We start from the raw sequence: 21,824 nt of genomic DNA on the forward strand, positions 1-21,824 counted from the left end.
TGGCAATTGGAAATAGAAAAATTAATTGCTAGTCTGGATCGAGAGCAGTCAAAATCCTGGTGGTGGTGGCAGAACCATAAGGGTGTATGACGGGACTCAGCTTGTCAGAAAAATGTTGTGCCGAGGTTCGGACATCAATGGCACAGACAGCGTTATTACAACTTTTAGCGGAGCGGTATACAAAAGTACAGTTACTCATGCTCCAGACAAGCGGATAGCGCTAACGCGCTCTTTAAGCAATCTGACTTGTCCTTTCCATTAACTCTGTTTGTTAACTGTTAATTATCGAGGAATGTTTCATGAAATTTAATTTCACTGCTTCAACTTTGTTAGCGACTTTAGCTATTTTTAGTGTTGTAGCCCCTAAAGCGCAAGCGCAAGCAGTAAGTTTTGAGTGCGAGCAATCGGGTTCTGACCCCATTACTTGGGCAATACGAGATGGGAATCGGGCACCAGCTCCATTAATTATTTGGCGAAGCACCCTTGGCGACTGGGCTCCTCCAGAAAGATGTGAGGCAGTTACAAATCAATTAAATAGTCGAGTAACTGCGAATGGAGGTACTATGCGCGGTTTAGCTTTTAACGCCGGAGTTGTCAATCGTCAAACGGTAGTTTGTTTCACCAGCAGGAGCCGACCAGTTTGTAATAGTAGCAATATGCTTTTTACCCTTAATGCAAGAAACGCCCAAAACGTGGGTTCAGTTTTGAATAAGCTGGGAAGTGTAATTTATTCTATAGGTCAGGGAAAGCCTACTGTTAATAGTGGTGGTACGGCAGTCAATGCAGAAGATGCACTTGGTTTCTAAATTTTTATAATCTGAAAACAAGTTTATTTGCGCTGGGCTGCAACAAACCTGGGGAATTAAGAATCTCCAGGTTTTACACCAAATTTTAATCTCCAAAACTCTCTCGAATCCATAGAAGTAATTGTGGGTTTATTGTCAAGCACCTTCGGTTTCGGGCAACTAATAGTCATAGCCTCTATTTTGAGTGGATTGTCGCCCATCGCGACGTATCAGCTTAAATCTGACACCCAGAGACAATTTAGTGACCGTGCTAGTTTCTCAGTTCAATATATATTGGGGTGGCCAGAAGCTGGTGTATCAGTGCCAGCGATTGCACAGCAAGTGACTGTGCGGATTTTAACTAATGAGGGTGCTGGATCGGGTGCGATCGTTCAACGTCGAGGTCGAACCTATACTGTACTGACTTGCGCTCATGTTGTGGATGACATTAGTGATAACCGCTACACAATTTTGACAGCGGATGGTAACAGTCACTCCGCCCGTTGGTTGAGATCTATTGACTTTGGAGATACGGATTTAGCACTGGTGCAATTTACGAGCGATCGACCTTATCGAGTAGTTGTAATGGGCGACTCCAATGCCCTATCTGTAGGCGATCCTGTGTATGCTTCGGGATTTCCCAACTGGATATCTGTCAACTCGCGATTTCCTGTAGATACCCGTAATTGGGGACTAAAAGCTTATCGATTCACGACTGGGACAGTAGGAATGCTATCAGCGCGATCGCTGGAACGAGGATACAAACTCGGTTACAGCAATGATGTTGAGAACGGAATGAGCGGCGGGCCTGTACTAGATCGTAACGGTGGATTAATTGGCATTAATGGACGTTTGAAATATGCCCTCGCCGATATTGGTGCTTATACATTTGCGGATGGCACTGTACCTTCTGAGGCACTTTTTCGGCAGATGGAAGCGTTAAGTTGGGCTATTCCTATTGCCACATTTCAGCAAAAGGTTGGGCGGTTTTAATCGTTAAAAATTAGGCGAACAAAAATAAGGAGTTTGTAGGTTATGTTATCCATCAACGATTTGTTTGACAACAATTATTATCTCAACATTAACCCGGACGTTGCAGCAGCAGTTGCTAGGGGCGAATTCGGCAGTAGTGGGTTGGAACATTTCATGGAGTACGGTCGATTTGAGCGCCGTAATCCCAGTGCGATGTTCGATACAAACTTTTACCTGGCACTGTACCCAGATGTAGAAGCCGCAGTCCAAAATGACGAGACCACAGCGAGCGATCACTTTCTCCAGTACGGTCAAACTAACCAGGAACAACGAGACCCGATTCTAGAATTCAATACTGAGGAATATCTCAACAAATACTCAGATATTAAAAATGCAGTTAACGGAGATGTACTAACAGGTTACGAACACTTCATCAAGTACGGTCAATACGAATACGCCAAAATCGACGACTCAGAATTTAGGCGCGACCCCAGTTTTGACTTTCCTACGGAAACTTATTTGGATGCTAACGCGGATGTGAAAGAATTTTTGGACAAAAACCCATCTTTGTTGTTCAGTCCTATTCAACACTACCGTCAATTTGGTATAAGTGAGGAACGCCTCTTCTCTACCCGGCTTAACGATAATAATCTCTTCCTTGCTACTAATCTGGGGGTTCTCAGCGCCACACCGATCGCAACAAATTCTGTTGCAACTACGGAAAACGTGGATATTTACAGCTTCAACCTGCCCAGCAGCAGCATAATTAGCCTGAAACGAGATACCAAAAATGTACTACAGCTGGGTCGGGATATTAACAACGATCGTGTACTCGACCCAGAAAATGAGATTTTGTATAATATCACACCCGATCGACCGGAGATTACAACCGAAGTGTTGCCAGCCGGAACCTACTTTGCGATCTCCGATCGATTAAACACTCCCAACTATAACCTTATTTTGTCTGCAACACCCGCCACACCGCCAGCTTTAAATGGTTTTGACCCTAATTTTGGATTCGGTTTGGTGAATGCAAAAACGGCTATTGAGCGAACTATAGGGAAATCTATTTCTGATGTTCCCCTTCTCACTAAAGCAGATGCAGATAATTTTGAAGATTTAAACCTCATCAATGTATCGCCAGCTTGGGCGGCAGGGTATACTGGCAAGGGCATTAGGGTAGCCGTTATCGATAATGGTGTTAACTCCAACCACTTTGATTTGAGGAAAAATATCTTGACTGATATCGGCAGGAACGAAGCCAATGATAATAATAACTTCCTGCCAAACAAAGCTTCTACGTCCGGCAGTGACCCGACAAAGTTCGACGGCAGTCAGCATGGCACTCATATAGCTGGAACGATTGCAGCTGCAAGAAATGGATTTGGCACCACTGGGGTGGCTTATGACGCGCAGATTATACCTATAAAGGCTCAGGAGGATGACACTTCGGGACTCTCTTTGTCTGGTCAAGCAGTTTCTGAAGCTCTTACTTATGCCGCCGATAACGGAGCTAAGGTTATTAATCTCAGCTTGAGTTATCCTCCTGGGACTTCAGAGAACGACGAGAATGCTATAACGAATGCAGTTAACTACGCAGTATCAAAAGGTGCTGTAGTGATAGCAACATCAGGAAATGACACCGGAGGGGATACAAATTTTCCAGCATCATTGGCAGCGACTATCCCAGGCGTAATTGCTGTTGGGGCAGTAGACGACAATATGCGGCAGGCTAACATAAGCAACGGTTCCAAGCTGGACGGCAATTTGAATGGTTCACTGAAGTTTATAGTAGCACCAGGGGTAGATGTTTTATCTACGACTGGTAATAGGCAGTATCAAGCCGTTACTGGTACTTCACAAGCGGCTCCTCATGTAGCGGGTGTTGCGGCTCTCGTTTGGCAGGCTGCTCGCGATCGGAATATTGATCTGAAGCCTCAAGATGTTGTGGATATCCTGACGGGAACAACCACCCAATCTGGTCTTATTCCACGACCTCTAATTGCTTAAGATATCACCCTGAAGCGATCGTCTGTTTGTCGATTTTGACTCTCCCGATACACACCTCTCACTGACAGAGGAATCGCGTTATCATCAGTAGTATAACTAATCTACATTAGACTACTTTGATAAGCGGTAAGTTTTGAGGAAAGTAACAAGGCGATCGCACCTTGATTCAAGATGATGAAAAACGTCTTTTTCAAAATTGTATTAATATAATGACTCGCTAATTGACTAGAGACATTACGTAAAATCAACAACGAACAAACGGAGCGATCGCACTATGAATATAAAATACTTTCCCATCAAAAAATTGCGACAAGTTTGTGCCGTATCCATAGCTATTGCTTCAGTCAGCAGTTTTTGGATTCAGGCTCCAGCTAAAGCAAACTTAAGTTTTGATGTCCGTTATATATGTATCACACAAAACTATCGAGTAGAAACAAATGGCTCCCAAAGTGGGCAACTAAAATACACTGCTTATCAAGGCAACTATAGGAGAGAGGAAACGCCCAGTCGAGAGCCAGATTTAGTTTTGTACAATGGAGGTGCTTACTTTCAAACTAGAAATAGATTAGTGATGACTTGGACAAATTCTGGAAATTATACTTATCAACTAATCGTTTCTAGCCCCCCAGGTAGGAACATAAATTATCCACAATCGGGAACTTTGATTGTCAAACGTCGTGGTAGGGTGACTTTACAACAAAACTGTCGCGATATTAGTACAGCAGAGGTGACAGAATGATTTTCCAAAACAAGATTAATTGTCTGGTAGCAACAGTTGTTTTGATAAATACTTTAACTGTTGCGTCATTCCCGGTTAACTCTCAATCAACTAGGCGGACACTTCAAGCCTTACCTGACGGCATCTATTTTTATAGTAATGCACGCTTGCCAAAGCAATCTGGGTCTGAATACATTATTTTAAGAAAAAGAGGTAGGTATTTTATAGCTGCTGGCTACATCTATGAATCGGACGGGGGTTGCTACTCAGGCACAATTAGAGGAAATACTCTTAATTCTACTAGAGAGTATATTGGGCTTGAATCAGACCAAGTACGTGAGAGAAATCACACGATAAATCTGAATCAGTACAATCAACTTGCTTCTCGCTATATTTCTGTTGAAGATAGAGAAGGTCTTCGTGGTTGTATTAATAGGATGAGTCGTTAATTCCTAATTAACTGTTTCAAAATTCTGCTATGTCGGGGATTCACAAAAGTTCGATCGCGTAAGCGATGCGTAGCATTATCGCCTTTACTTTTAGCTTGGGTTTAATTTAGGAAACCCAACATCTTTTTCCACTAACAATATTATCCATTTTTACCATGACAATATGATGATTGGAAAGATAACGATCGCCTACTAAACGAATAGCGATCGCACTACCAAGCATAAAGAGCGATCGCCACTTTTCTATTACCACAAAAACCACGAATTGTCAACAGCCACATATTTACCAATAACTGTCAATGGTAACACTTCCCCACTGCCAAGCACATCAACAGAAATTCCATCTCGAATAATAATTTTAAACACTTCATCCCCACTTTTAATCAAGGTTGCATCTAGTTCAATAACTTGACCCTCTTCATTCAATACACCCAGTAAATCCCAAGTAGATAAACTAAATACTTCTTGCTTATTACCTTTCTTAGTGAACCGATCGCCACACCTTCCAGTAGCATCAATATCAGAAATCACCCATTCATTAGATAAATCCCAATTTTCAGCCAAATACTCAACAATTTTAGCAACTCTGGATTCTAGCTTTTCCTGTTCTTCACAGCAGAGTGTAACAGCCCACTTTTGGCTAACATTTTGGCTCAAAGTAGAAGTTTGAGATTTCATAATGGTTCTGGTCTTTTATTTCTAGTAGGAGTTCCACCAGTAAGATTTGGTATCCAGCTATGTTGATGAGGTGGCGGTAGATGATCCGGGCGAGGATTACCGTTAGGATAGGTAGGACTGGTAAAATCTAAATCTCTCACTGGTTGTCCAGACCCATCAAATTCTCGCATCTGATAAATCCTCTGGTTATAAGTATCCCATCTTAACTGAGAATGCGGCCCTATAGCATTCAGATCGGGTTTTGCTTCCCCAAGTCTAGGCGGTAGCTGGCTTTTAAGTACAATTGTACCATCTGCATAGCGTGAGTGGACTGACAATCTAATTTTATCGTTTTGGGGTAATCAACTTAATGATTTTATCACTAATTGAAAAAAATGCGATCGCCCCGACAAGAAACTGGGTTTCTGACTCTCACACGATCGCCCTTCCTTTTACTTCGGGTTAACACAAGTAAACCCAACTTCTTTTTCCACCCACAATCTTATCGATTTACACCATGACAATGGGATGATCGGATGGATAGCGATCGTCTACGAGACAAATAGCGATATGCCTACGGCACGCTGCGCGATCGCACCCCACCCAAAACTTATAGCGATTAGCTTAGACAATAGCTACGCTTCACCCATAGCATGAAATCGGCGATTTACGATATAATAAATATGCTTTTACCAAACCATCAGTTATGCTAAGAGAAAAGCTTAAACAGGAATTAGATAGACTCAACGAAGACCAACTTAAAAAAATTGCCGATTTCATCAGCTTAATTGAGTCTGAATCTACTCAGGTTACATCATCTTTTGTTCCATTTTGGCAAACAGCAACACCAGCAGAACGGGCGAGGGAGTTTCGGGATTGGATTTCTCAACTTCCGACAACAAATGTGAGCTTATCCGATCAAGCATTTAGCCGCGATCGCATTTACGAAGAATGACAAAATATCTACTAGATACCAATGTAGTCCTGCGTTTTTGTAACCCTGACGATCTGCAACATCATCTGGCAACAGTTGCAATATCTTGTTTACTAACCCAAGCGGATGAATGTTTTCTGACAGCGCAAGTATTAATAGAACTTTGGGTAGTTGCAACAAGACCAATTGAAGTAAATGGCTTAGGATGGACTACAGAAAAAACGCGAAACATAATAGACGAGCTTCTTAATCGCTTCCCATTGCTAGAAGAATACCCACAAATTTTTCCCAATTGGTTAGATTTGGTCACAACTAATAAAGTTATGGGGAAACGTACTCACGATGTCCGTCTCATTGCGGTTATGCTAGCAAATAAAATTACACATCTTCTGACCTTCAATCCAAGCGATTTTGCGGTTAAATCAAGCATTACAGTTGTACGTCCACAGGAATTAGTGGTATAGCTCTACCAATATCCTGACAGAGTTCGCAATCTTATCCATTTTTATCATGGCAATGTGATGATTGGATAGATAGCGATCGCCTACGACACGAATAGCGATCGCACTACCAAGCATAAAGAGCGATCGCCTTTTCCTTCTTCAATCGTCTAGATTAAATTATCTTGACGATGAGATTGAATATGCGGCAAATATGACTTATTATAGATTTAAGCAATTATTCTCAAAAGCATAATGAAATACGATAAAATAATCACGATTGAACCAGGCAAACGCAGCGGCAAGCCGTGTATTCGGAGAATGCGAATCACTGTGTACGATATCCTAGAATATCTGGCAGGTGGTATGACAGAGGCAGAAATTCTAGAAGATTTTTCGGAACTCACTTCGGAAGACATCAAAGCTTGCCTTGCCTTTGCAGCCGATCGTGAGAAAAAATTATTTGTGGTATCCTTGTGAAACTACTACTAGACGAAAACCTGTCAGATCGGATTATTCACAGAATTATCGATTTATATCCCGATTCTGCTCATGTCAAAACCTTGGCACTTACGAATACTGATGATTCTGTTATTTGGGAATATGCAAAGGTAAATGATTTCGCGATCATTTCCAAAGATTCTGATTTTCATCAACGTAGTTTGCTCTACGGTCATCCGCCTAAATTTATCTACCTTCGCATTGGTAACAGCCCAACTGACAAGATTGTTCAGATATTGAGAGATAATTTTGAGACGGTAATTGAATTTTGGAATAGCGAAGTAGAAAGCATATTGGTATTGACGTAGTGCGCTCACTGCTCTTATAGTTTGAGTTAACGCAAGGATCGCCCTTCCTTTTAGCTTAGGATAATACAAGGAAACCAACATCTTTTTATACTGACAATCTTAACCATTTTTACCATAACAATGCGATGATTAGACGGAGAGCGATCGCCTACGACACCAATAGCGATATGCCTACGGCACGCTGCGCGAACGCACCTCATACAAATACCAAGCGGTGCGATGATTGCACGTAGGGCGTGAAGCGCAGCTATCCGGTAGGGAATCGCCCTCCAACAGATGAGACTCTACATCAAACAAATTACCTCACAGCAAATTCAGTGAATTGTCGAACATAAGGCGATCGAAATCCCAAGACAATATCGGTTTTCGGTACACCCATTTCTGCTAATTGATTAGCAATTCCTTCCTCCGTAAAATCTCGCTGAATCCAAATTTTTTCATCTTGGATATCAATATGAATTGGACACCCATAAAGTCGTTCTTCATCTCGCCATCCCACATACAGCAACAAATAGCTATCTCGTTCCGTATCAAAAACAATGTGAGCCTGATTAGCCTCTGCTTCCGGTTGTTCGCTGGCGTGTTGCTCTATGACTTTTTTAACCAACTTGCGATAATCTAGTTTTTCCATAGTGCTATCTCCTGTTTCTGAACATGAAAAACCAGCAACTTAATTTGATATCGGTTAACCACTTCTTGGACAAATGAATCTGTAAAAAACTCTTGATAAATATCTGTAGGTATAGCTAAATACAGTATCCGTTCTGGTTGCATTTTTTCTAACGCTACCTGATAGTTTAAAAACTGACCAACAGCCGTATGAAATTCAGAGATTGCCGATAAACCAACAAAACTCTTTACCTCTACAGCTATTTTTTGATTCCCCTTTTGAGCCGATAGTAACTTCTCTGCTGCCAAGTCCACCTTCATTGTAACTTCCTGACTGGGTTTCAAAAACAGTGGCTCATTGGTAATTGTCCATCCATCTTTCTCCAAAGCCGATCGCCCATCCTAATTTAATCAAAATATAAAATTATAAGTTTAAAAAATCTTAGTGGCAGGGTAAAATTAAATTATCCCATAGCGTCATAATAGGATACTTAACGATATAATCATTTAAGCTATATGGTTACGAGGTATATGGACTTTGCCAACTGCTGAACAAGGGATCAGATGTGTCATACTATGTCAATCCTTGACCAATACATTCACCCCTATTTTCGTTGTTCGCCTGGACGAGCGAACAGGTAATCTGTTTATCTTGGCAGGAGATAACATAGAGATAGAAATCTATCCCAATGGTCTTTGGAGGTTTTTGTGATGAAGCCTGACTTTAATAGCATGACTAAAATTGAGCTAAGAACTTACGTCATTGCTCACCCCAACGATAAGGCAGCGTTTCATGCCTTTGTTGACCGTTTTACCTCTGAAGCATCTCCACAGACTTTTGACATCCCGAAATCAAATGCGGAGGTTGAGGAAGTTGATATCTTAATTAGACAAAAGTTAGCACAACTGAAGACGAGCTAGGACTGAAGATAGGCCGAGTGCGATCGCACAAAAGAAAGAGCGATCGCACCCCGTAACAATCTATCCGAACTCAAAACTATTTATTTTTACTGATTTCCCACAAAGGCAATTGCTGAATTGGATCTAGCTGGACGCCTTGCAATCCTTTTTTGGCAAAAGCATAATCTTTGCTTTGCCATAGGGGAATTAAGGGAACGTCTTTAGCTAGTAAGTCTTGAATTTCAACAAAAATTTGTTTGCGCTTTTGGGGGTTTTGTTCGGCGCGTTCTTGCTGAATCAATTTATTCATGCGATCGCTATAATAAAACGACCCCTGACTTTGACTCGCGCCTTGTTCGCAACCAGTTGCTTCTGAACCTTTGGTACAACTCAACAAAGGTTGAATGTAGTTGTCGGCGTCTGTAAAATCTGGATACCAATCCAGCAAAGCACTTTGATAAATTCCTTTGCGAATGTTGGCAAAGAAAGTAGCCGATTCTACAGCTTGCGGTTGAATTTGCACTATTCCTTCTAGTTGCTGCTTAGCATATTCGCCGAGCAAACTGGCAATCTGCTGTCGAATGGCTGAACCTGAAGAATACCAAACTTCTAATTTCAAGGGATTCTCTTTAGAAAATCCTGCCTTAGTCAGCAGTTCTTTCGCTTTGGTAATATTGCCATCGCCATAACCTTCTTCAAATACTGGCTTGGATACATCAAACGTTTTGGGAATCATGCTATAGGCAGGATCTCCCTGATTTCTAAGCACGCGCTCATTGATTAGTTGACGGTTGACTAGCGAAGCGATCGCCTGTCTCACTTCTGGTTTATCCAGAGGTTTCTGCTTCGTATTCAGAACCATATAATTCATCACATTACTCTGAGCTTCAATCACTTGCCAGTTACCCGACTTCGCCCTATTTTGCAGACCGACAATCTGATCGGGATCGAAACTTTGATAGGCAATATCTACCGCACCAGTGGTGACAGAATTATACAAATTAGCTGAACTGGTGAGAATCTCAAAGTCAATTCCCTGATTTGATGGTTTCTTACCCCAATACTTATCAAAAACGTCAAGGCGGATAGAGTTAGGACTAAACTGAACCAATTTGTAAGGGCCAGTTCCTACAAAGTTGGTAGGTGTGAATTTGCCAGTACCAATTTCATAAGCTTTGGGTGAGACAGCGCACAGACTCGCATAAGCTAAAAGTGATGGAAATGGAGCAAAGGCATTTTTGAGCTTAATTGTTAGTTCGTACTCTCCAGAAGCCTTGACAGATTCAACAAGATCTGAAAGCAGGGATGAAGGTTTGCCACCGTTTTTAATGAAACGTTCCAGAGAGAACGTCATTGCTTTGGCGTTGAAGGGAGTGCCATCGTGGAAAACAACTCCCTGACGCAACGGGATGGTGTAAGTTAAACCATCAGGACTTATTTTGGGTAGTGCTGTAGCGAGTTGCGGTTCCAGTTGGTCGGTGCCTAGTTTGTAGGTATAGAGGCGATCGCCCAAGCTGTAGAGGACATTGCTAGCGGCTAGTTCGTAGGCGTCAGCAGGGTCAAGCGTCCGTGGTTTGAGGGTTGTACCTACTGTGAGGCGCGAACCGCCAGTACTCGTGTCGGGAGAAACACTTGGCCCAGAAGCAGTTGGTCGCTTACCGCAGCTGACGATCAGAAAAAAACAAAGACAGAACAGACCGAAGAATTTTGCAACCGAACGAAATTGTTTAGCAGATAGGGGAAACCAGTTCATTAGGATCATTTTTTCAAAGAAACTGTCAGCGGTCATTCGATGAAAGGATTTTGGATTCTAGGTTTAGATTGACCCGACGGATGAATCCGGGGGCGACCAAACCAATAATTTCACAGGTCAGCAGTCTCTCGACCTTTAGAACACCGATTCAATATTCGCTCTCTTGGGATAAGAAACCGGGAATATGTGGTTGTCAAGATGGATATTTCGTTGTTTTAACCGATATATTCCCGGTTTCTGGCATTACTGAATTGGTGTTCTAGCAAGAACTCCTGGCGATCGCAAATCGCGACTATACAAATTTTCCATCTTAAACCTGCGTAGGCAGGTTTTGTTTGTGTAGCCCCAGACTTAAGTCTGGAGTCTTTCCTAGATTGAATAGTACAGCGGAAACGATTTAGCATCCTTTGGTTTTACGTGAACGCGCTGTTGCGGTTCCAGTTCTAACTCGTTAAACCGCTCTCTGGAGAGGTGTGCCGTGACTACCTGACCGTCATCCAATATTAATTCAGCCTGGACTTCCCAACCCAGGTTAATCAAGCGGCTGATTCTAGCAGGTACTGTATTTCCGTTGGGCTCTCGTTGGATGATGATGTCGTGGGGGCGCAGAAAGATTTCTGGGTGGGTAGACTCAATCCCACTTTCTTGGAAAATCGGGGATGTACTGGATAGTACATTTACCGGGCCAATAAAACTCATGACAAAGGGTGTGGCTGGGTGGTCATAAATCTGGGCTGGTGAGCCTACCTGCTCGATTTTACCTTTATTCGTCACGACGATTTCATCGGCAACTTCCATTGCTTCTTCTTGGTCGTGGGTGACAAAAACTGTAGTAACGTGAACTTCGTCATGGAGGCGTCGCAACCAGGCGCGGAGGTCTTTACGCACTTTGGCATCTAGGGCCCCGAACGGTTCATCCAGCAGTAATACTTGGGGTTGAACTGCTAAGGCCCTTGCGAGGGCGACCCGTTGGCGTTGACCGCCGGATAGCTGGGATGGGTAGCGATCGCCTAAACTACCTAGTTGAATCAGATCCAGCAATTCTTGCACCCGCGTCTTTATCTGAGGTTTCGACACTTTGCGAATCTCTAGACCAAAGCCAATATTCTGGCGCACCGTCATGTGCTTGAACAAAGCATAGTGCTGGAACACAAACCCAATTTCGCGCTCTTGGACGTTAGTATAGGTGGCATCCTTGCCAGTGATCCAGATTCTGCCGCTATCTGGCTTTTCTAGACCTGCAATTAACCGCAGCAGAGTTGACTTACCCGATCCGGATGGCCCCAGTAGAGCGACCAGAGAGCCACTTTTTACTTCCAAGCTAACTTCGTCAACGGCTTTGAAAGTGCCGAACTGCTTAGATACATTCTCAACAACTATGCCCACTGAAAAGAACCTCAACGACGAGCCAATTCAACTGATATCTTATCCAAACAATATCTGGGCAACCGGCATTCTGGATTACCTTTCGCCTTTTTTTTAAGCGATCGATTCTATCTCTAGGAAGAGAATTCCCGGTTAAGCTATGGTATTATAGTAGTCTTATCACACATCAGCCTTATACAACCACTGAAATAGTTAAGTTTCTGGACTTGCTTAAATGGGCATAAAAATCAGCAGGTAACAGAAACTATATTTTGAGTATAAATACTCTGAGCGAGTTGCATCAAAACTAGCGCTGGCAGACTGAGCGATCGCTACACCTTTTCTAATTGCTGTATTGGTATTTCAATAATAAACTCTGTACCCAGCCCTGGTGCCGAAATGTACGTCAGTTGACCCCCATGTTTTTCCTCCATAATCTGACGACTGATAGACAATCCCAACCCAGTACCTTTACCTGTGGGTTTGGTAGTAAACATCGGCGCGAATAGCTGCGACTTGATCTCTTCTGTCATGCCAATACCATTGTCGGCAATCAAAACTCTCACCGAATCTTCCCGCATTTCCGTGCTAATTTTAATTGTAGGCACTTCCTCGATTGTTCCCTTGATTATTGCCTCTTCCAAAGCATCGAGCGCATTAGCGAAAATATTCATAAACACTTGGTTAAGTGGGCCAGGGTAGCACTCCACCTGGGGCAAATCGCGGTATTCTTTAATCACCACTATAGCTGGGCGATCGCCACTTCCTTTCAGTCGATGCCGCAAAATCAACAGCGTACTTTCTAGCCCCTCGTGAATATCGAATAGGATTTTAGAAGCAGTATCCGATCGAGAAAAAGTTCTTAGAGCAACACTAATTTGGTAAATGCGTTCGATCCCCACTTTCATCGATACGAGCAGCTTAGGCAAATCTTCCGTCAGATAGTCTAATTCGATCGCCTCGATTTCTTCTTGAATTGCTGGCACCGGATCGGGATAATTCTCCTGATATAAATGCAACAAGTTTATCATGTCTTCAATATAATCTTGAGCATGGCATAAATTCCCGGCAATGAAACTTACTGGATTGTTAATTTCATGAGCTACCCCCGCCACCAACTGCCCCAACGAGGACATTTTTTCCTTTTGAATTAGTTGGGTCTGCACCTGTTGCAACTGCCGCTGAGTTTCTTTACTTTGTTGCACTGACTCCAAAGTGCGGTTGATGGTAATTTCTAAATCTTGAAAATCTATCGGCTTCGTCAGAAAATCAAAAGCATCTAGATTCATCGCCTTTCTAATTTTTGCCATATCGCTGTAGGCTGTCACCACTACTGTTTTGAGTTTCGGCTCAAATTCCTTCAGTCTCTCCAGCAAAGTTAACCCATCCATCTCCGGCATATTGATGTCGGTCAGCACCATATCTACGTGCGGGTCTACTTTCAGTTTATCTAAAGCTTCTACACCATTGTGAGCAAAAATGAATTCCAGCTCCTTGGCGCGAATTTTTTTGCGAAATTGCTGACATATCAGGCGTTCTAGCGGTAGCTCATCATCCACCACAAGAATTTTGGCTGGCATACTTTGCTCCTTCCCCTATCTAGACGTTCCCCTTATTCAATTATTGGCATAGTTTTTGGTAAAAATATGATAAATTCTGCAAAGACGCCCGGTTCAGATTCTACTTGGATTTGTCCTTGGTGCTGCCCAACAATAATGTCATGAGTTAGTGACAAACCTAAGCCAGTTCCTTCTCCAGTTGGTTTGGTAGTAAAAAATGGTTGAAAAATTTTGTCTTGGATTTGCTGGGATATACCTTTGCCATTATCTCGAATATGGATTTCTACGCCATCGCTACGGTTCAGAGTTTTGACGGCAATGGTGGGGATAAATCCCTCGCCAGTTTCCTTCTTCTTCTCAGCGACAGCATAACAGGCATTATTGATGATGTTGATAAATGCACGGCTAATGTCTTGCGGAACAACTTCCACTTGACCTATTGAATTGTCGTAATTAGCTTCTAGATCGATATTAAAGCTATCGTCTTTAGCACGCTTGCCATGATAAACTAACTGCACTGCTTCAACAAGTATTGCATTGATATCGGCGGGTTGCTGTTGACCGCTTTCGGAGCGAGCGTGCATCAGCATATTTTTAACAATACTCTCTGCTCTCTGACCTTGGCGATTGATTTCGGCCACATTTTCTTTGAGGTCGTTAATCACATCTTTAATATAATCAACTGCTTCTGACTCTAAATGTTCTGATTGATTTTCAACTTCTTCAAGCAGTTCTTGGGTTAAATCAACGGAAACGGCAGCAAAGTTGTTGACAAAGTTTAATGGATTGCTAATTTCATGGGCAATTCCAGCCGTTAACGAACCCAGACTCGCGAGTTTCTCTTGGGCAATAATCTGTTTTTGAGCGGCTTTTAGTTGTTGCAGAGTTTGTTCTAGTTGCTCATTTTTATCCTTTAATTCTTGGGTTCGCTCTTCTACTTTCAATTCTAGGTTATGCGAGTATTCTTCTAATTGCTCGTTCGCTTCCTCCAGGTTGTTATACAAAAGTGCATTTTCAATGGAAATGGCGGCTTGGGAACACAAGATGCTTAGTACTTCTATGCGATCGCTCGTAAAGGCACTCGTCGTTAAATTATTTTCTAGGTAAAGAATGCCAATCAGTTTGCCTTGATTTATGATCGGGGCACACAACACAGATTTGGGCTGATGCAGTTGGATGTAAGAGTCAGTAGCAAAGGTTGGCTCATTACTAGCATCGTTTAATACAACATTTTCATGAGTTCTCGCTACATAATTAATCATCGATAAAGGCAACTGCTCAGAATCTTCGACTGGTACTGACTGACGCACAGCTACTTCATCGGCTTCTATTAGCAGTTTACCTTCTCTGTTGAGGATAAGAAAGCTTCTTTGCGCCCCAGCATTTTCTATCACCATTTTCATTAATTTATTCAGCAACGCTTCGAGGACGATTTCGCCAGAAATTGCTTGGGATGCTTTCATCACCGTAGCTAAGTCCAACGCCTCACCAGAATTACTGCTAGTTAAGCTAGAGATTGTACTCTGTAGCTTATTTTTATGAGTAAGTGAATCTTTAACAGCAGATATTGTTTGAGTTTTGACAAGCAACTGAGGATATTTTTCCTCCAAATCTTCTACCTTGCGCCTAGCTCCCCAAAGTTGATAACTGTAATGAGCTTTTGTCATGTATAATTTGGCAAATTCCTTTTTGCCTTTAGCTAACCAGAACTTGGCTGCCAGTTCGTTTCCTAAAGCTTCATTCTGAATAAATTCATTTTCTCTGGCTGATTCAATGGCCCGATCGTACAATTCGATCGCCTCCTCGCTTTTGGCACCAATTCTGGCAATTTCCGCTTCTACCAAAAGATACTTATGCAAGAAATTTTCCGGGCAGTTATCCGCCCATATTTTCATCTGCTTTTGATTAGCTACCAAGGTTTTGGTGTATTTTTTTTGTTCCGATTTGGAAGCTGTCAGGTACAGAGCCGTTAGACTGAGGGAATAGTAAAAATTATGTTCTGCTACTGGAATGTTTCCAGCAATCAAAGTAAGTTGCTTCGAGACTGAATCAGCCAATTTTAGGGCATCACTAAACTCCCCATATAAGTATAAAATCAGAGATTGGACAATTTGATAATAGCAGATTGCTTGAAAACTTCCATGAGACTGACAGTTTGACAAATAACCCGATTCCTTGATTGTGTCGTGGTCAAAATTCAACTTTTCTCTTGTCTGTCCAGTCAAGTTTAAAATTGGTAGTCTGAATGCCAGAATCACATCTGTACACCACTGATTTTTGGTCTTGTGGGTGAACTGCAAAAACTTAGACTCTTCTGCCAAAATATTAGTAAGGTTTTCTCCACGGCAGAACAAGTTCATATTCTGATAAGCAAAAATATATCCTGGAAATTGTAACTCTCCGGATGATAATCCCGCTTTAATTCCTTCAGTAAATATTGGTTGTGAAAGTTTAAAATGTTTATTCCAGGGACTCATATAAGTGCCAAGTAACATACTGTCTCTACATTTGAAAGACAGGTTATTAAATTTTTCGCACAGTTTCAAAGCCAACAGCCCAAACTCGTATGCCAACTGATATTTACCTTGCATACAAAGGATAACCGCGTAATTTGAGTAGCCGTGCGATGAGTCGATCGAATGACCGTATGTGAGAGAAAAATTTACAATTTTGGCGACGACTACAGCAAACAATTCTTGATTTGTAAAGTAGGTAACCGCAATCATTTCGATTAGCAATTTACTCGCAATTATTTGCTCGGCACTCGTCATTTTTGGTTCATTTATAAGCGAGGATATTTCGCGATCGCCCACCTTTTTTTGAACTGAAGCTATTTCCGCCATAAATGCCGCTGGCAAATCTATTTCAGGTAAGTCAATTCCCAAGATTTGCAAGGCTTTTCGCCCTGCTTTAGTTGCTTCTGCGTATTTAGCTAACAGAGTGTACTGCACAATCAAAAGTTTATAAATCTCTGCTTTTTCCAAAGGAGTTTTTGCTTGTGATAGCACCAAGTTAGTCAAGGTTTCTGCCTGCTCGAAGTTACCGTTTAAATACTCTACCTCTGCCTGTTCTTTATGCAGTGCCAAAGCCAAATTATAGTGTTTTATCCAAAAATCTCCTGTTAGACAATCTATGCCTGATTTCAAATATTGTAGTGCAGCTGCATAAGCAGTTGCATCTTTTGCTTTTTTACCTGCTGATAAATTTAAGGAAGCTAATTCGATTTTTTGTTGTTGATCTACCAACAATTCTTGACCCAAATTCAGATGATCGACTACTTCAAAAATTCTCGTTCCTAGCGAGTTTGCTCCTATATTCTGTAATAGTAACCGCCCAATCTTAAGATGTAATGCACGTTTTTTGTCATCTTCAATTAGAGCAGAAGCAGCCTGTTGTACTCGGTCATGTAAAAATTTATAGTGGAGAATTAGTAGAGTTGATTTAATGGAATCTACTTCTGTAATTTCTAAATCTGAAAGCGGGACAATTAAGCTTTCCTGGATTGCTGGCAGAATGGCTTGAAATATTTGGGGGGCTGGTTTTTCATTGATAATAGAAAGCGTGGTTAAATCAAAATTATTACCAACACAAGCCGCTAATCGCAAAACCTGCTGCGTAGCTTTAGGCAGTTTCTTCAACTTGCCTATCATCAAATCCACTACATTATCTGTAATACCCATTGCTTCAATTTCTGCAATGTTCCACTGCCACTTTGTAGAGTTTTGGTTACGCACTAGCAGGTTTTCCCGATCCAGGGTTTTCAGGAATTGGTTAACGAAAAACGGATTGCCCCCAGTTTTTCGCAATACTAATTCTGCCAGGGGATTTACTGAAATTTCATTGTTGTGCAAACTCTCTACCATCAGTTGGGTAATATGCTTTATGGACAATGGCGTTAAGGTAATTTGACTGACGATCGCTCCTTCTTTTTTTAACTCTTCAATCGTAATAACGGTTGGATGAGTGGGGCTAACTTCGTTATCCCGATAAGCTCCTATTAGTAACAAATATTGGATTTCATCATCTCTAATTATTAAGTCAATTAATTTGAGGGAGGCAGGATCGGCCCACTGTAGATCGTCCCAAAATATTACTAGCGGATGATCCTTAGAGCAAAACAACTGGATGAAATTTAGAAAAACTAAATTGAAACGGTTTTGAGATTCCGATGGCCCTAATTCTTGGACTGCTGGTTGCTTACCTATAACCAGTTCTACTTCAGGAATTACATCAATAATAATTTGTCCGTTAGGGCCAAAAGCAGCTAGGAGCTTTTCTTTCCATATTTTAAGTTGGACTTCACTTTCAGTTAAGAGTTGGCGGACTAATGATTGGAAGGCGCTGACGATCGCAGAGTAAGGAATATTCCGCTGAAACTGGTCAAATTTACCGGAAATGAAATAGCCTCTCGCTCTCGTAATTGGCTTATAAATTTCCTGAACTAGGGCTGATTTACCGATGCCCGAATAGCCGGACACTAACATTATTTCAGTTGTGCCTTGACTGACTCTATCAAAGGCTTTTAGTAAACTTTTTACTTCTCTCTCTCTACCATATAGCTTTTGGGGAATTTGAAATTTATCGGATATATCTTGGCGACCAAGGGGAAATTCCAAAATCTGACCGTTGGATTGTAATTGAGCCAAGCACTCCTCTAAATCTGCTTTGATTCCCCAAGCACTTTGGTATCTCTCTTCTGCCGTTTTTGCCAACAGTTTTGTAACTATTTCTGAAACTGCTTTAGGAATTTGTGGATTGATTTCGTGGAGCGGTACTGGTTGTTTAGCTATATGACAATGCACTAGCTCTATTGCCTCTTGGGCGTCAAAAGGCAGTTGGCTTGTTAGCAGTTCGTAAAATGTGACGCCGAGAGAATAAAAATCTGTTCGGTAATCCATCGATCGGTTCATCCTGCCTGTCTGTTCGGGCGACATATAGGCTAGGGTGCCTTCTAAAACATTTAAATTTTTGATGGTCGGATTTTCGCGGGTTAAGACAGTAGCAATGCCAAAGTCGATGATTTTTATCTTTCCTGTATTCGGGTGGAAAACGATATTAGAGGGGTTTATATCTTTGTGTATGATATTTTGTTGATGAATTTGCCCAATAATATTAGTAAGGGAGATAGCAATTTTTAATAAGTCCTCTAAACTGAATTGAATGGAATTTATTAAGCTCTTTAAAGATTCGCCGCCAAAGTCCTCCAATATCATTACCAGACTGCTTTGATATTTTTCTAAGCTGTAGACTCTGATAACGCCATCCAGATTTAGATTGTGGGTGATTTCATATTCCTGTTTATATCTAATCAGGGATGCTGGGGTGGGATATTCTTGCTTTAAAATTTTGAGGATAACGGGTTGATTATCCTGCTTTCGGAGTCCTCGGTAGACAAGTGAATTGGCGCTTTCATAGATTTGGGTGAAAATCTCATAGCCAGTCAAAGTAATCATAGTAGGGTTTTTGCGATAGTGTGTATAGAAGTTAGGCATCAAAGTTTAGCCTGCATCTGCTGCCTTGAAGAAGATCGGGCTGTGGAGGAGAATTAACTTCTGTTGATAGGATGCCCTTAATCTTGAAAAAATTGTGACTACTAAATAAATCTAAATATTAACTATACAAATCTTCAGATCTGGAGCTTGGTTGCTCAATCTGGTATAATTTCGTTCGGTTAATTGTAGTAGCCCCCTTAAGAACCGCAACTGCCGCAATCGGGGCCGCCACAGTCTAAGCCAGACCCACAATCGACGCCGCTACAATCAATCGCAGGGGTGCAATGACTGCAATCCGGCAAGTGACAGCTAGGGATATCGGAGGGGAAAATGCTGGCACAGTTTAAGTTTTCACCCGTGCATTGGCAACAGTCAAGGCCATCTACCAGACAATTCTCTTGGTTTTGGATATTGTTTCTTTTGCCTTTTCTCGGTTTCGCTTCATCTTCTGACTCAGAGTTTTCCATGCTGGCTTTGAGGATCTGATTGGCTTCTCGACAAGCATGAAATCGTTGCCGCGATCGAAGCATCGCGGCGGCTAAACCCTTTTGGGCCACCATGCGTTTGACAAATTGGGAGCAAGACTCACCTCCATAAAGCAGGCGGTGAGCGCAGGAGAAGCCTTTGCGAGGCGAAATGTATTTTTGGTAGCCAGCGATCGAGGTACAAGCGATTTGGCGGATTCCAGAATCAAGCCAAGCAGTGTTCATTCAAGGCGAGACGAAAGGGCTGAGGTTAGATACAAGTCAGGCGACAGATATTCAGTAGAGTATCGAGATATTAAGGTGTGTTGCATTTCATTCACATCTATGAGACTAACGTAGGGCTTTTCAAAAGTCCGTGATACCATCTCAGCTTGTAGCTTGATGAGATTGGGAGAAAACCTTTGACGATACGGGTTGCTGTTGTTGGTTCAGGCCCAGCGGGTTCCTCAGCCGCTGAAACGCTCGCCAAAGCTGGAATTGAGACTTACCTGTTCGAGCGCAAGCTAGACAATGCCAAGCCGTGCGGCGGTGCGATTCCGCTGTGTATGGTGAGCGAGTTTGACCTGCCTCCACACATCATTGACCGGCAGGTGAGAAAAATGAAAATGATCTCACCTTCCAACGTTGAGGTCGATATCAATATAAACAAAGAAGACGAATATATTGGTATGTGCCGCCGCGAGGTGCTGGATGGCTTCATGCGCGATCGCGCTGCCAAGTTAGGTGCCAAGCTGATTAACGGCACAGTTTATAAACTGGATATTCCGACAAACAACACCGACCCCTATACCATCCACTATGCCGATCACTCGGATGGCCACGCGGAAGGGATAATGAAAACGCTCAAAGCTGATGTGGTGATTGGGGCAGATGGTGCAAATTCCCGGATTGCCAAAGCTATTGATGCTGGGGATTACAATTATGCGATCGCATTCCAAGAACGCATTCGCCTTCCCGATGACAAAATGGCTTACTACGAAGACCTAGCGGAAATGTACGTTGGCAACGATGTTTCCACCGACTTCTACGCCTGGGTTTTCCCGAAATACGACCACGTTGCCGTTGGCACCGGCACGATGAAGGTAAACAAAGCCGACATCAAAAATCTGCAAGCTGGTATCCGCAAACGTGCCGCCAAAAAACTGGCCGGTGGTGAGATTATTAAAGTAGAAGCTCATCCAATTCCAGAACATCCGCGCCCTCGCCGCGTTGTCGGTAGAGTTGCCCTAGTTGGAGATGCTGCCGGTACTGTTACCAAGTCTTCTGGGGAAGGAATTTACTTTGCGGCTAAGTCTGCCCGGATGTGCGCCGAAGCGATCGTAGAAACTTCCTCTGGCGGCACCAGAATTCCCACGGAAGCCGACCTCAAGCTGTATCTGAAGCGTTGGGATAAGAAATACGGCCTCACCTACAAGGTGCTGGACATCCTGCAAACCGTATTTTATCGTACTGACGCCACCCGCGAAGCTTTTGTGGAGATGTGCGCTGACAAAGATGTGCAAAAGCTTACCTTTGACAGCTATCTGTATAAAACCGTTGTCCCGGCAAATCCCTTAATTCAGATGAAGATTACCGCTAAGACGATTGGCAGTCTGCTGCGGGGTAATGCGCTAGCCCCGTAGAAATACCTAGAGGGGAAACTGGTCATCCCAGTGCGATCGGTTCGCTTTAATTTAAAATAGCCAAGCTTTTTACTTGTAGGGTGCTTTTTCCAGCACCCTATTTTACTTTTGATTATTAATATAAATACGGTTATTACTTATATTTTTTAATATAGCAACCGCTCTCGTCGGTTAAGCCATAAATCTGGGGTAGGGGCGAAGCATTCGGGTAGTAAATATAAGGTTTTAACCAATAAATTATATGCCCGAATGCTTCGCCCCTACT

23 protein-coding genes are annotated in these 21,824 nt (G+C 42.4%); 13 read left to right on the forward strand and 10 right to left on the reverse strand.

The window, feature by feature from the left end:
- Positions 1 to 299 precede the first annotated feature (299 nt).
- The 5 genes from LAY41_RS24735 to LAY41_RS24755 all read left to right on the forward strand — a co-directional run bounded on the left by LAY41_RS24735 (position 300) and on the right by LAY41_RS24755 (position 4,934).
- On the forward strand, positions 300 to 806 hold the full coding sequence (locus LAY41_RS24735) for a COP23 domain-containing protein (RefSeq protein WP_249103897.1): 507 nt from the start codon (positions 300 to 302) through the stop codon (positions 804 to 806).
- Positions 807 to 1,106: 300 nt separating this feature from the next.
- Positions 1,107 to 1,778: a S1 family peptidase gene (locus tag LAY41_RS24740; protein ID WP_249103899.1), complete on the forward strand. Its 672-nt coding sequence runs from the start codon at positions 1,107 to 1,109 to the stop codon at positions 1,776 to 1,778.
- A 42-nt stretch (positions 1,779 to 1,820) separates the two neighbouring features.
- Complete coding sequence (locus LAY41_RS24745) at positions 1,821 to 3,767, forward strand: S8 family peptidase (protein WP_249103902.1); 1,947 nt, start codon at positions 1,821 to 1,823, stop codon at positions 3,765 to 3,767.
- A gap of 274 nt (positions 3,768 to 4,041) precedes the next feature.
- A complete protein-coding gene (locus LAY41_RS24750; RefSeq protein WP_249103903.1) occupies positions 4,042 to 4,506 on the forward strand; it encodes a hypothetical protein in 465 nt (154 codons plus the stop codon).
- Entirely contained in the window at positions 4,503 to 4,934 is a 432-nt protein-coding gene (locus LAY41_RS24755) for a hypothetical protein (protein ID WP_249103904.1), read from the forward strand. Before LAY41_RS24750 ends, LAY41_RS24755 begins: the two co-directional genes overlap by 4 nt.
- A 106-nt stretch (positions 4,935 to 5,040) precedes the next feature.
- Here the strand turns inward: LAY41_RS24755 and LAY41_RS24760 are convergent, their stop codons facing one another.
- Genes LAY41_RS24760 through LAY41_RS24770 form a run of 3 tightly spaced genes read right to left on the reverse strand, consistent with a single transcriptional unit; the run spans position 5,041 to position 5,929 of the window.
- Positions 5,041 to 5,187, reverse strand: a complete 147-nt coding sequence (locus LAY41_RS24760) for a hypothetical protein (RefSeq protein WP_249103906.1) — start codon at positions 5,185 to 5,187, stop codon at positions 5,041 to 5,043.
- Complete coding sequence (locus LAY41_RS24765) at positions 5,181 to 5,612, reverse strand: hypothetical protein (RefSeq protein WP_249067764.1); 432 nt, start codon at positions 5,610 to 5,612, stop codon at positions 5,181 to 5,183. Before LAY41_RS24765 ends, LAY41_RS24760 begins: the two co-directional genes overlap by 7 nt.
- Complete coding sequence (locus LAY41_RS24770) at positions 5,609 to 5,929, reverse strand: hypothetical protein (protein WP_249067763.1); 321 nt, start codon at positions 5,927 to 5,929, stop codon at positions 5,609 to 5,611. Before LAY41_RS24770 ends, LAY41_RS24765 begins: the two co-directional genes overlap by 4 nt.
- Before the next feature lie 190 nt (positions 5,930 to 6,119).
- On the opposite strand from LAY41_RS24770, the gene LAY41_RS32410 reads away from it, so the two are divergent.
- The 5 genes from LAY41_RS32410 (at position 6,120) to LAY41_RS24790 (ending at position 7,774) form a co-directional block, all read left to right on the forward strand.
- On the forward strand, positions 6,120 to 6,248 hold the full coding sequence (locus LAY41_RS32410) for a hypothetical protein (RefSeq protein WP_275974375.1): 129 nt from the start codon (positions 6,120 to 6,122) through the stop codon (positions 6,246 to 6,248).
- A gap of 49 nt (positions 6,249 to 6,297) precedes the next feature.
- Complete coding sequence (locus LAY41_RS24775; protein WP_249103908.1) at positions 6,298 to 6,546, forward strand: hypothetical protein; 249 nt, start codon at positions 6,298 to 6,300, stop codon at positions 6,544 to 6,546.
- Entirely contained in the window at positions 6,543 to 6,989 is a 447-nt protein-coding gene (locus tag LAY41_RS24780; RefSeq protein WP_249103910.1) for a type II toxin-antitoxin system VapC family toxin, read from the forward strand. The genes LAY41_RS24775 and LAY41_RS24780 overlap by 4 nt, the downstream gene beginning before the upstream one ends.
- A gap of 231 nt (positions 6,990 to 7,220) precedes the next feature.
- Positions 7,221 to 7,445 carry a DUF433 domain-containing protein gene (locus LAY41_RS24785; RefSeq protein WP_249103912.1) on the forward strand — a complete coding sequence of 75 codons (225 nt, stop codon included), beginning with the start codon at positions 7,221 to 7,223 and terminating at the stop codon, positions 7,443 to 7,445.
- The gene (locus LAY41_RS24790) at positions 7,442 to 7,774 is read left to right on the forward strand and encodes a DUF5615 family PIN-like protein (protein ID WP_249103914.1); all 333 of its coding nucleotides are present in this window, start codon (positions 7,442 to 7,444) and stop codon (positions 7,772 to 7,774) included. The genes LAY41_RS24785 and LAY41_RS24790 overlap by 4 nt, the downstream gene beginning before the upstream one ends.
- A 298-nt stretch (positions 7,775 to 8,072) precedes the next feature.
- Here LAY41_RS24790 and LAY41_RS24795 read toward each other — a convergent pair whose 3' ends face one another.
- Positions 8,073 to 8,405, reverse strand: coding sequence for a XisI protein (locus LAY41_RS24795; protein ID WP_249103916.1), 333 nt, complete (start codon positions 8,403 to 8,405; stop codon positions 8,073 to 8,075).
- The gene (locus LAY41_RS24800) at positions 8,393 to 8,770 is read right to left on the reverse strand and encodes a XisH family protein (RefSeq protein ID WP_249103918.1); all 378 of its coding nucleotides are present in this window, start codon (positions 8,768 to 8,770) and stop codon (positions 8,393 to 8,395) included. The genes LAY41_RS24795 and LAY41_RS24800 overlap by 13 nt, the downstream gene beginning before the upstream one ends.
- A 151-nt stretch (positions 8,771 to 8,921) precedes the next feature.
- On the opposite strand from LAY41_RS24800, the gene LAY41_RS32895 reads away from it, so the two are divergent.
- Positions 8,922 to 9,095 carry a DUF6888 family protein gene (locus LAY41_RS32895; RefSeq protein ID WP_420839089.1) on the forward strand — a complete coding sequence of 58 codons (174 nt, stop codon included), beginning with the start codon at positions 8,922 to 8,924 and terminating at the stop codon, positions 9,093 to 9,095.
- Positions 9,095 to 9,304, forward strand: a complete 210-nt coding sequence (locus tag LAY41_RS24805) for a DUF6887 family protein (protein WP_249103920.1) — start codon at positions 9,095 to 9,097, stop codon at positions 9,302 to 9,304. The genes LAY41_RS32895 and LAY41_RS24805 overlap by 1 nt, the downstream gene beginning before the upstream one ends.
- A gap of 76 nt (positions 9,305 to 9,380) precedes the next feature.
- On the opposite strand, the gene LAY41_RS24810 is transcribed toward LAY41_RS24805, so the two are convergent.
- The 5 genes from LAY41_RS24810 to yidD form a co-directional block, all read right to left on the reverse strand.
- Positions 9,381 to 11,045, reverse strand: a complete 1,665-nt coding sequence (locus LAY41_RS24810; RefSeq protein ID WP_476726996.1) for an ABC transporter substrate-binding protein — start codon at positions 11,043 to 11,045, stop codon at positions 9,381 to 9,383.
- A gap of 360 nt (positions 11,046 to 11,405) precedes the next feature.
- The gene (locus LAY41_RS24815; protein WP_249103924.1) at positions 11,406 to 12,422 is read right to left on the reverse strand and encodes a sulfate/molybdate ABC transporter ATP-binding protein; all 1,017 of its coding nucleotides are present in this window, start codon (positions 12,420 to 12,422) and stop codon (positions 11,406 to 11,408) included.
- A gap of 311 nt (positions 12,423 to 12,733) precedes the next feature.
- Entirely contained in the window at positions 12,734 to 13,981 is a 1,248-nt protein-coding gene (locus tag LAY41_RS24820) for a hybrid sensor histidine kinase/response regulator (protein WP_249103926.1), read from the reverse strand.
- Between the two features lie 32 nt (positions 13,982 to 14,013).
- Positions 14,014 to 19,413 carry a trifunctional serine/threonine-protein kinase/ATP-binding protein/sensor histidine kinase gene (locus tag LAY41_RS24825; protein WP_249103928.1) on the reverse strand — a complete coding sequence of 1,800 codons (5,400 nt, stop codon included), beginning with the start codon at positions 19,411 to 19,413 and terminating at the stop codon, positions 14,014 to 14,016.
- Positions 19,414 to 19,649: 236 nt separating this feature from the next.
- Complete coding sequence (gene yidD, locus LAY41_RS24830) at positions 19,650 to 20,162, reverse strand: membrane protein insertion efficiency factor YidD (RefSeq protein WP_249103930.1); 513 nt, start codon at positions 20,160 to 20,162, stop codon at positions 19,650 to 19,652.
- Between the two features lie 176 nt (positions 20,163 to 20,338).
- Here yidD and chlP point away from each other — a divergent pair, with 176 nt between their 5' ends.
- Complete coding sequence (gene chlP, locus LAY41_RS24835; protein ID WP_249067749.1) at positions 20,339 to 21,559, forward strand: geranylgeranyl reductase; 1,221 nt, start codon at positions 20,339 to 20,341, stop codon at positions 21,557 to 21,559.
- The last annotated feature ends 265 nt before the right edge of the window (positions 21,560 to 21,824 follow it).

Source organism: Argonema galeatum A003/A1 (assembly GCF_023333595.1).
GTDB classification, from domain to species: Bacteria; Cyanobacteriota; Cyanobacteriia; order Cyanobacteriales; family Aerosakkonemataceae; genus Argonema; species Argonema galeatum.

What these genes read in the sequence shown, in the direction of transcription:
- LAY41_RS24775 (WP_249103908.1), top strand. Translation starts at nt 6,298, where the DNA reads ATGCTAAGAGAAAAGCTTAAACAGGAATTAGATAGACTCAACGAAGAC.
- LAY41_RS24780 (WP_249103910.1), top strand. Translation starts at nt 6,543, where the DNA reads ATGACAAAATATCTACTAGATACCAATGTAGTCCTGCGTTTTTGTAAC.
- LAY41_RS24810 (WP_476726996.1), bottom strand. Translation starts at nt 11,045, where the DNA reads ATGATCCTAATGAACTGGTTTCCCCTATCTGCTAAACAATTTCGTTCG.
- LAY41_RS24750 (WP_249103903.1), top strand. Translation starts at nt 4,042, where the DNA reads ATGAATATAAAATACTTTCCCATCAAAAAATTGCGACAAGTTTGTGCC.
- LAY41_RS24820 (WP_249103926.1), bottom strand. Translation starts at nt 13,981, where the DNA reads ATGCCAGCCAAAATTCTTGTGGTGGATGATGAGCTACCGCTAGAACGC.
- LAY41_RS24745 (WP_249103902.1), top strand. Translation starts at nt 1,821, where the DNA reads ATGTTATCCATCAACGATTTGTTTGACAACAATTATTATCTCAACATT.
- yidD (WP_249103930.1), bottom strand. Translation starts at nt 20,162, where the DNA reads ATGAACACTGCTTGGCTTGATTCTGGAATCCGCCAAATCGCTTGTACC.
- LAY41_RS24735 (WP_249103897.1), top strand. Translation starts at nt 300, where the DNA reads ATGAAATTTAATTTCACTGCTTCAACTTTGTTAGCGACTTTAGCTATT.
- LAY41_RS24765 (WP_249067764.1), bottom strand. Translation starts at nt 5,612, where the DNA reads ATGAAATCTCAAACTTCTACTTTGAGCCAAAATGTTAGCCAAAAGTGG.
- LAY41_RS24825 (WP_249103928.1), bottom strand. Translation starts at nt 19,413, where the DNA reads ATGATTACTTTGACTGGCTATGAGATTTTCACCCAAATCTATGAAAGC.
- LAY41_RS24755 (WP_249103904.1), top strand. Translation starts at nt 4,503, where the DNA reads ATGATTTTCCAAAACAAGATTAATTGTCTGGTAGCAACAGTTGTTTTG.
- LAY41_RS24785 (WP_249103912.1), top strand. Translation starts at nt 7,221, where the DNA reads ATGAAATACGATAAAATAATCACGATTGAACCAGGCAAACGCAGCGGC.
- LAY41_RS32410 (WP_275974375.1), top strand. Translation starts at nt 6,120, where the DNA reads ATGATCGGATGGATAGCGATCGTCTACGAGACAAATAGCGATATGCCT.
- LAY41_RS24805 (WP_249103920.1), top strand. Translation starts at nt 9,095, where the DNA reads ATGAAGCCTGACTTTAATAGCATGACTAAAATTGAGCTAAGAACTTAC.
- LAY41_RS24795 (WP_249103916.1), bottom strand. Translation starts at nt 8,405, where the DNA reads ATGGAAAAACTAGATTATCGCAAGTTGGTTAAAAAAGTCATAGAGCAA.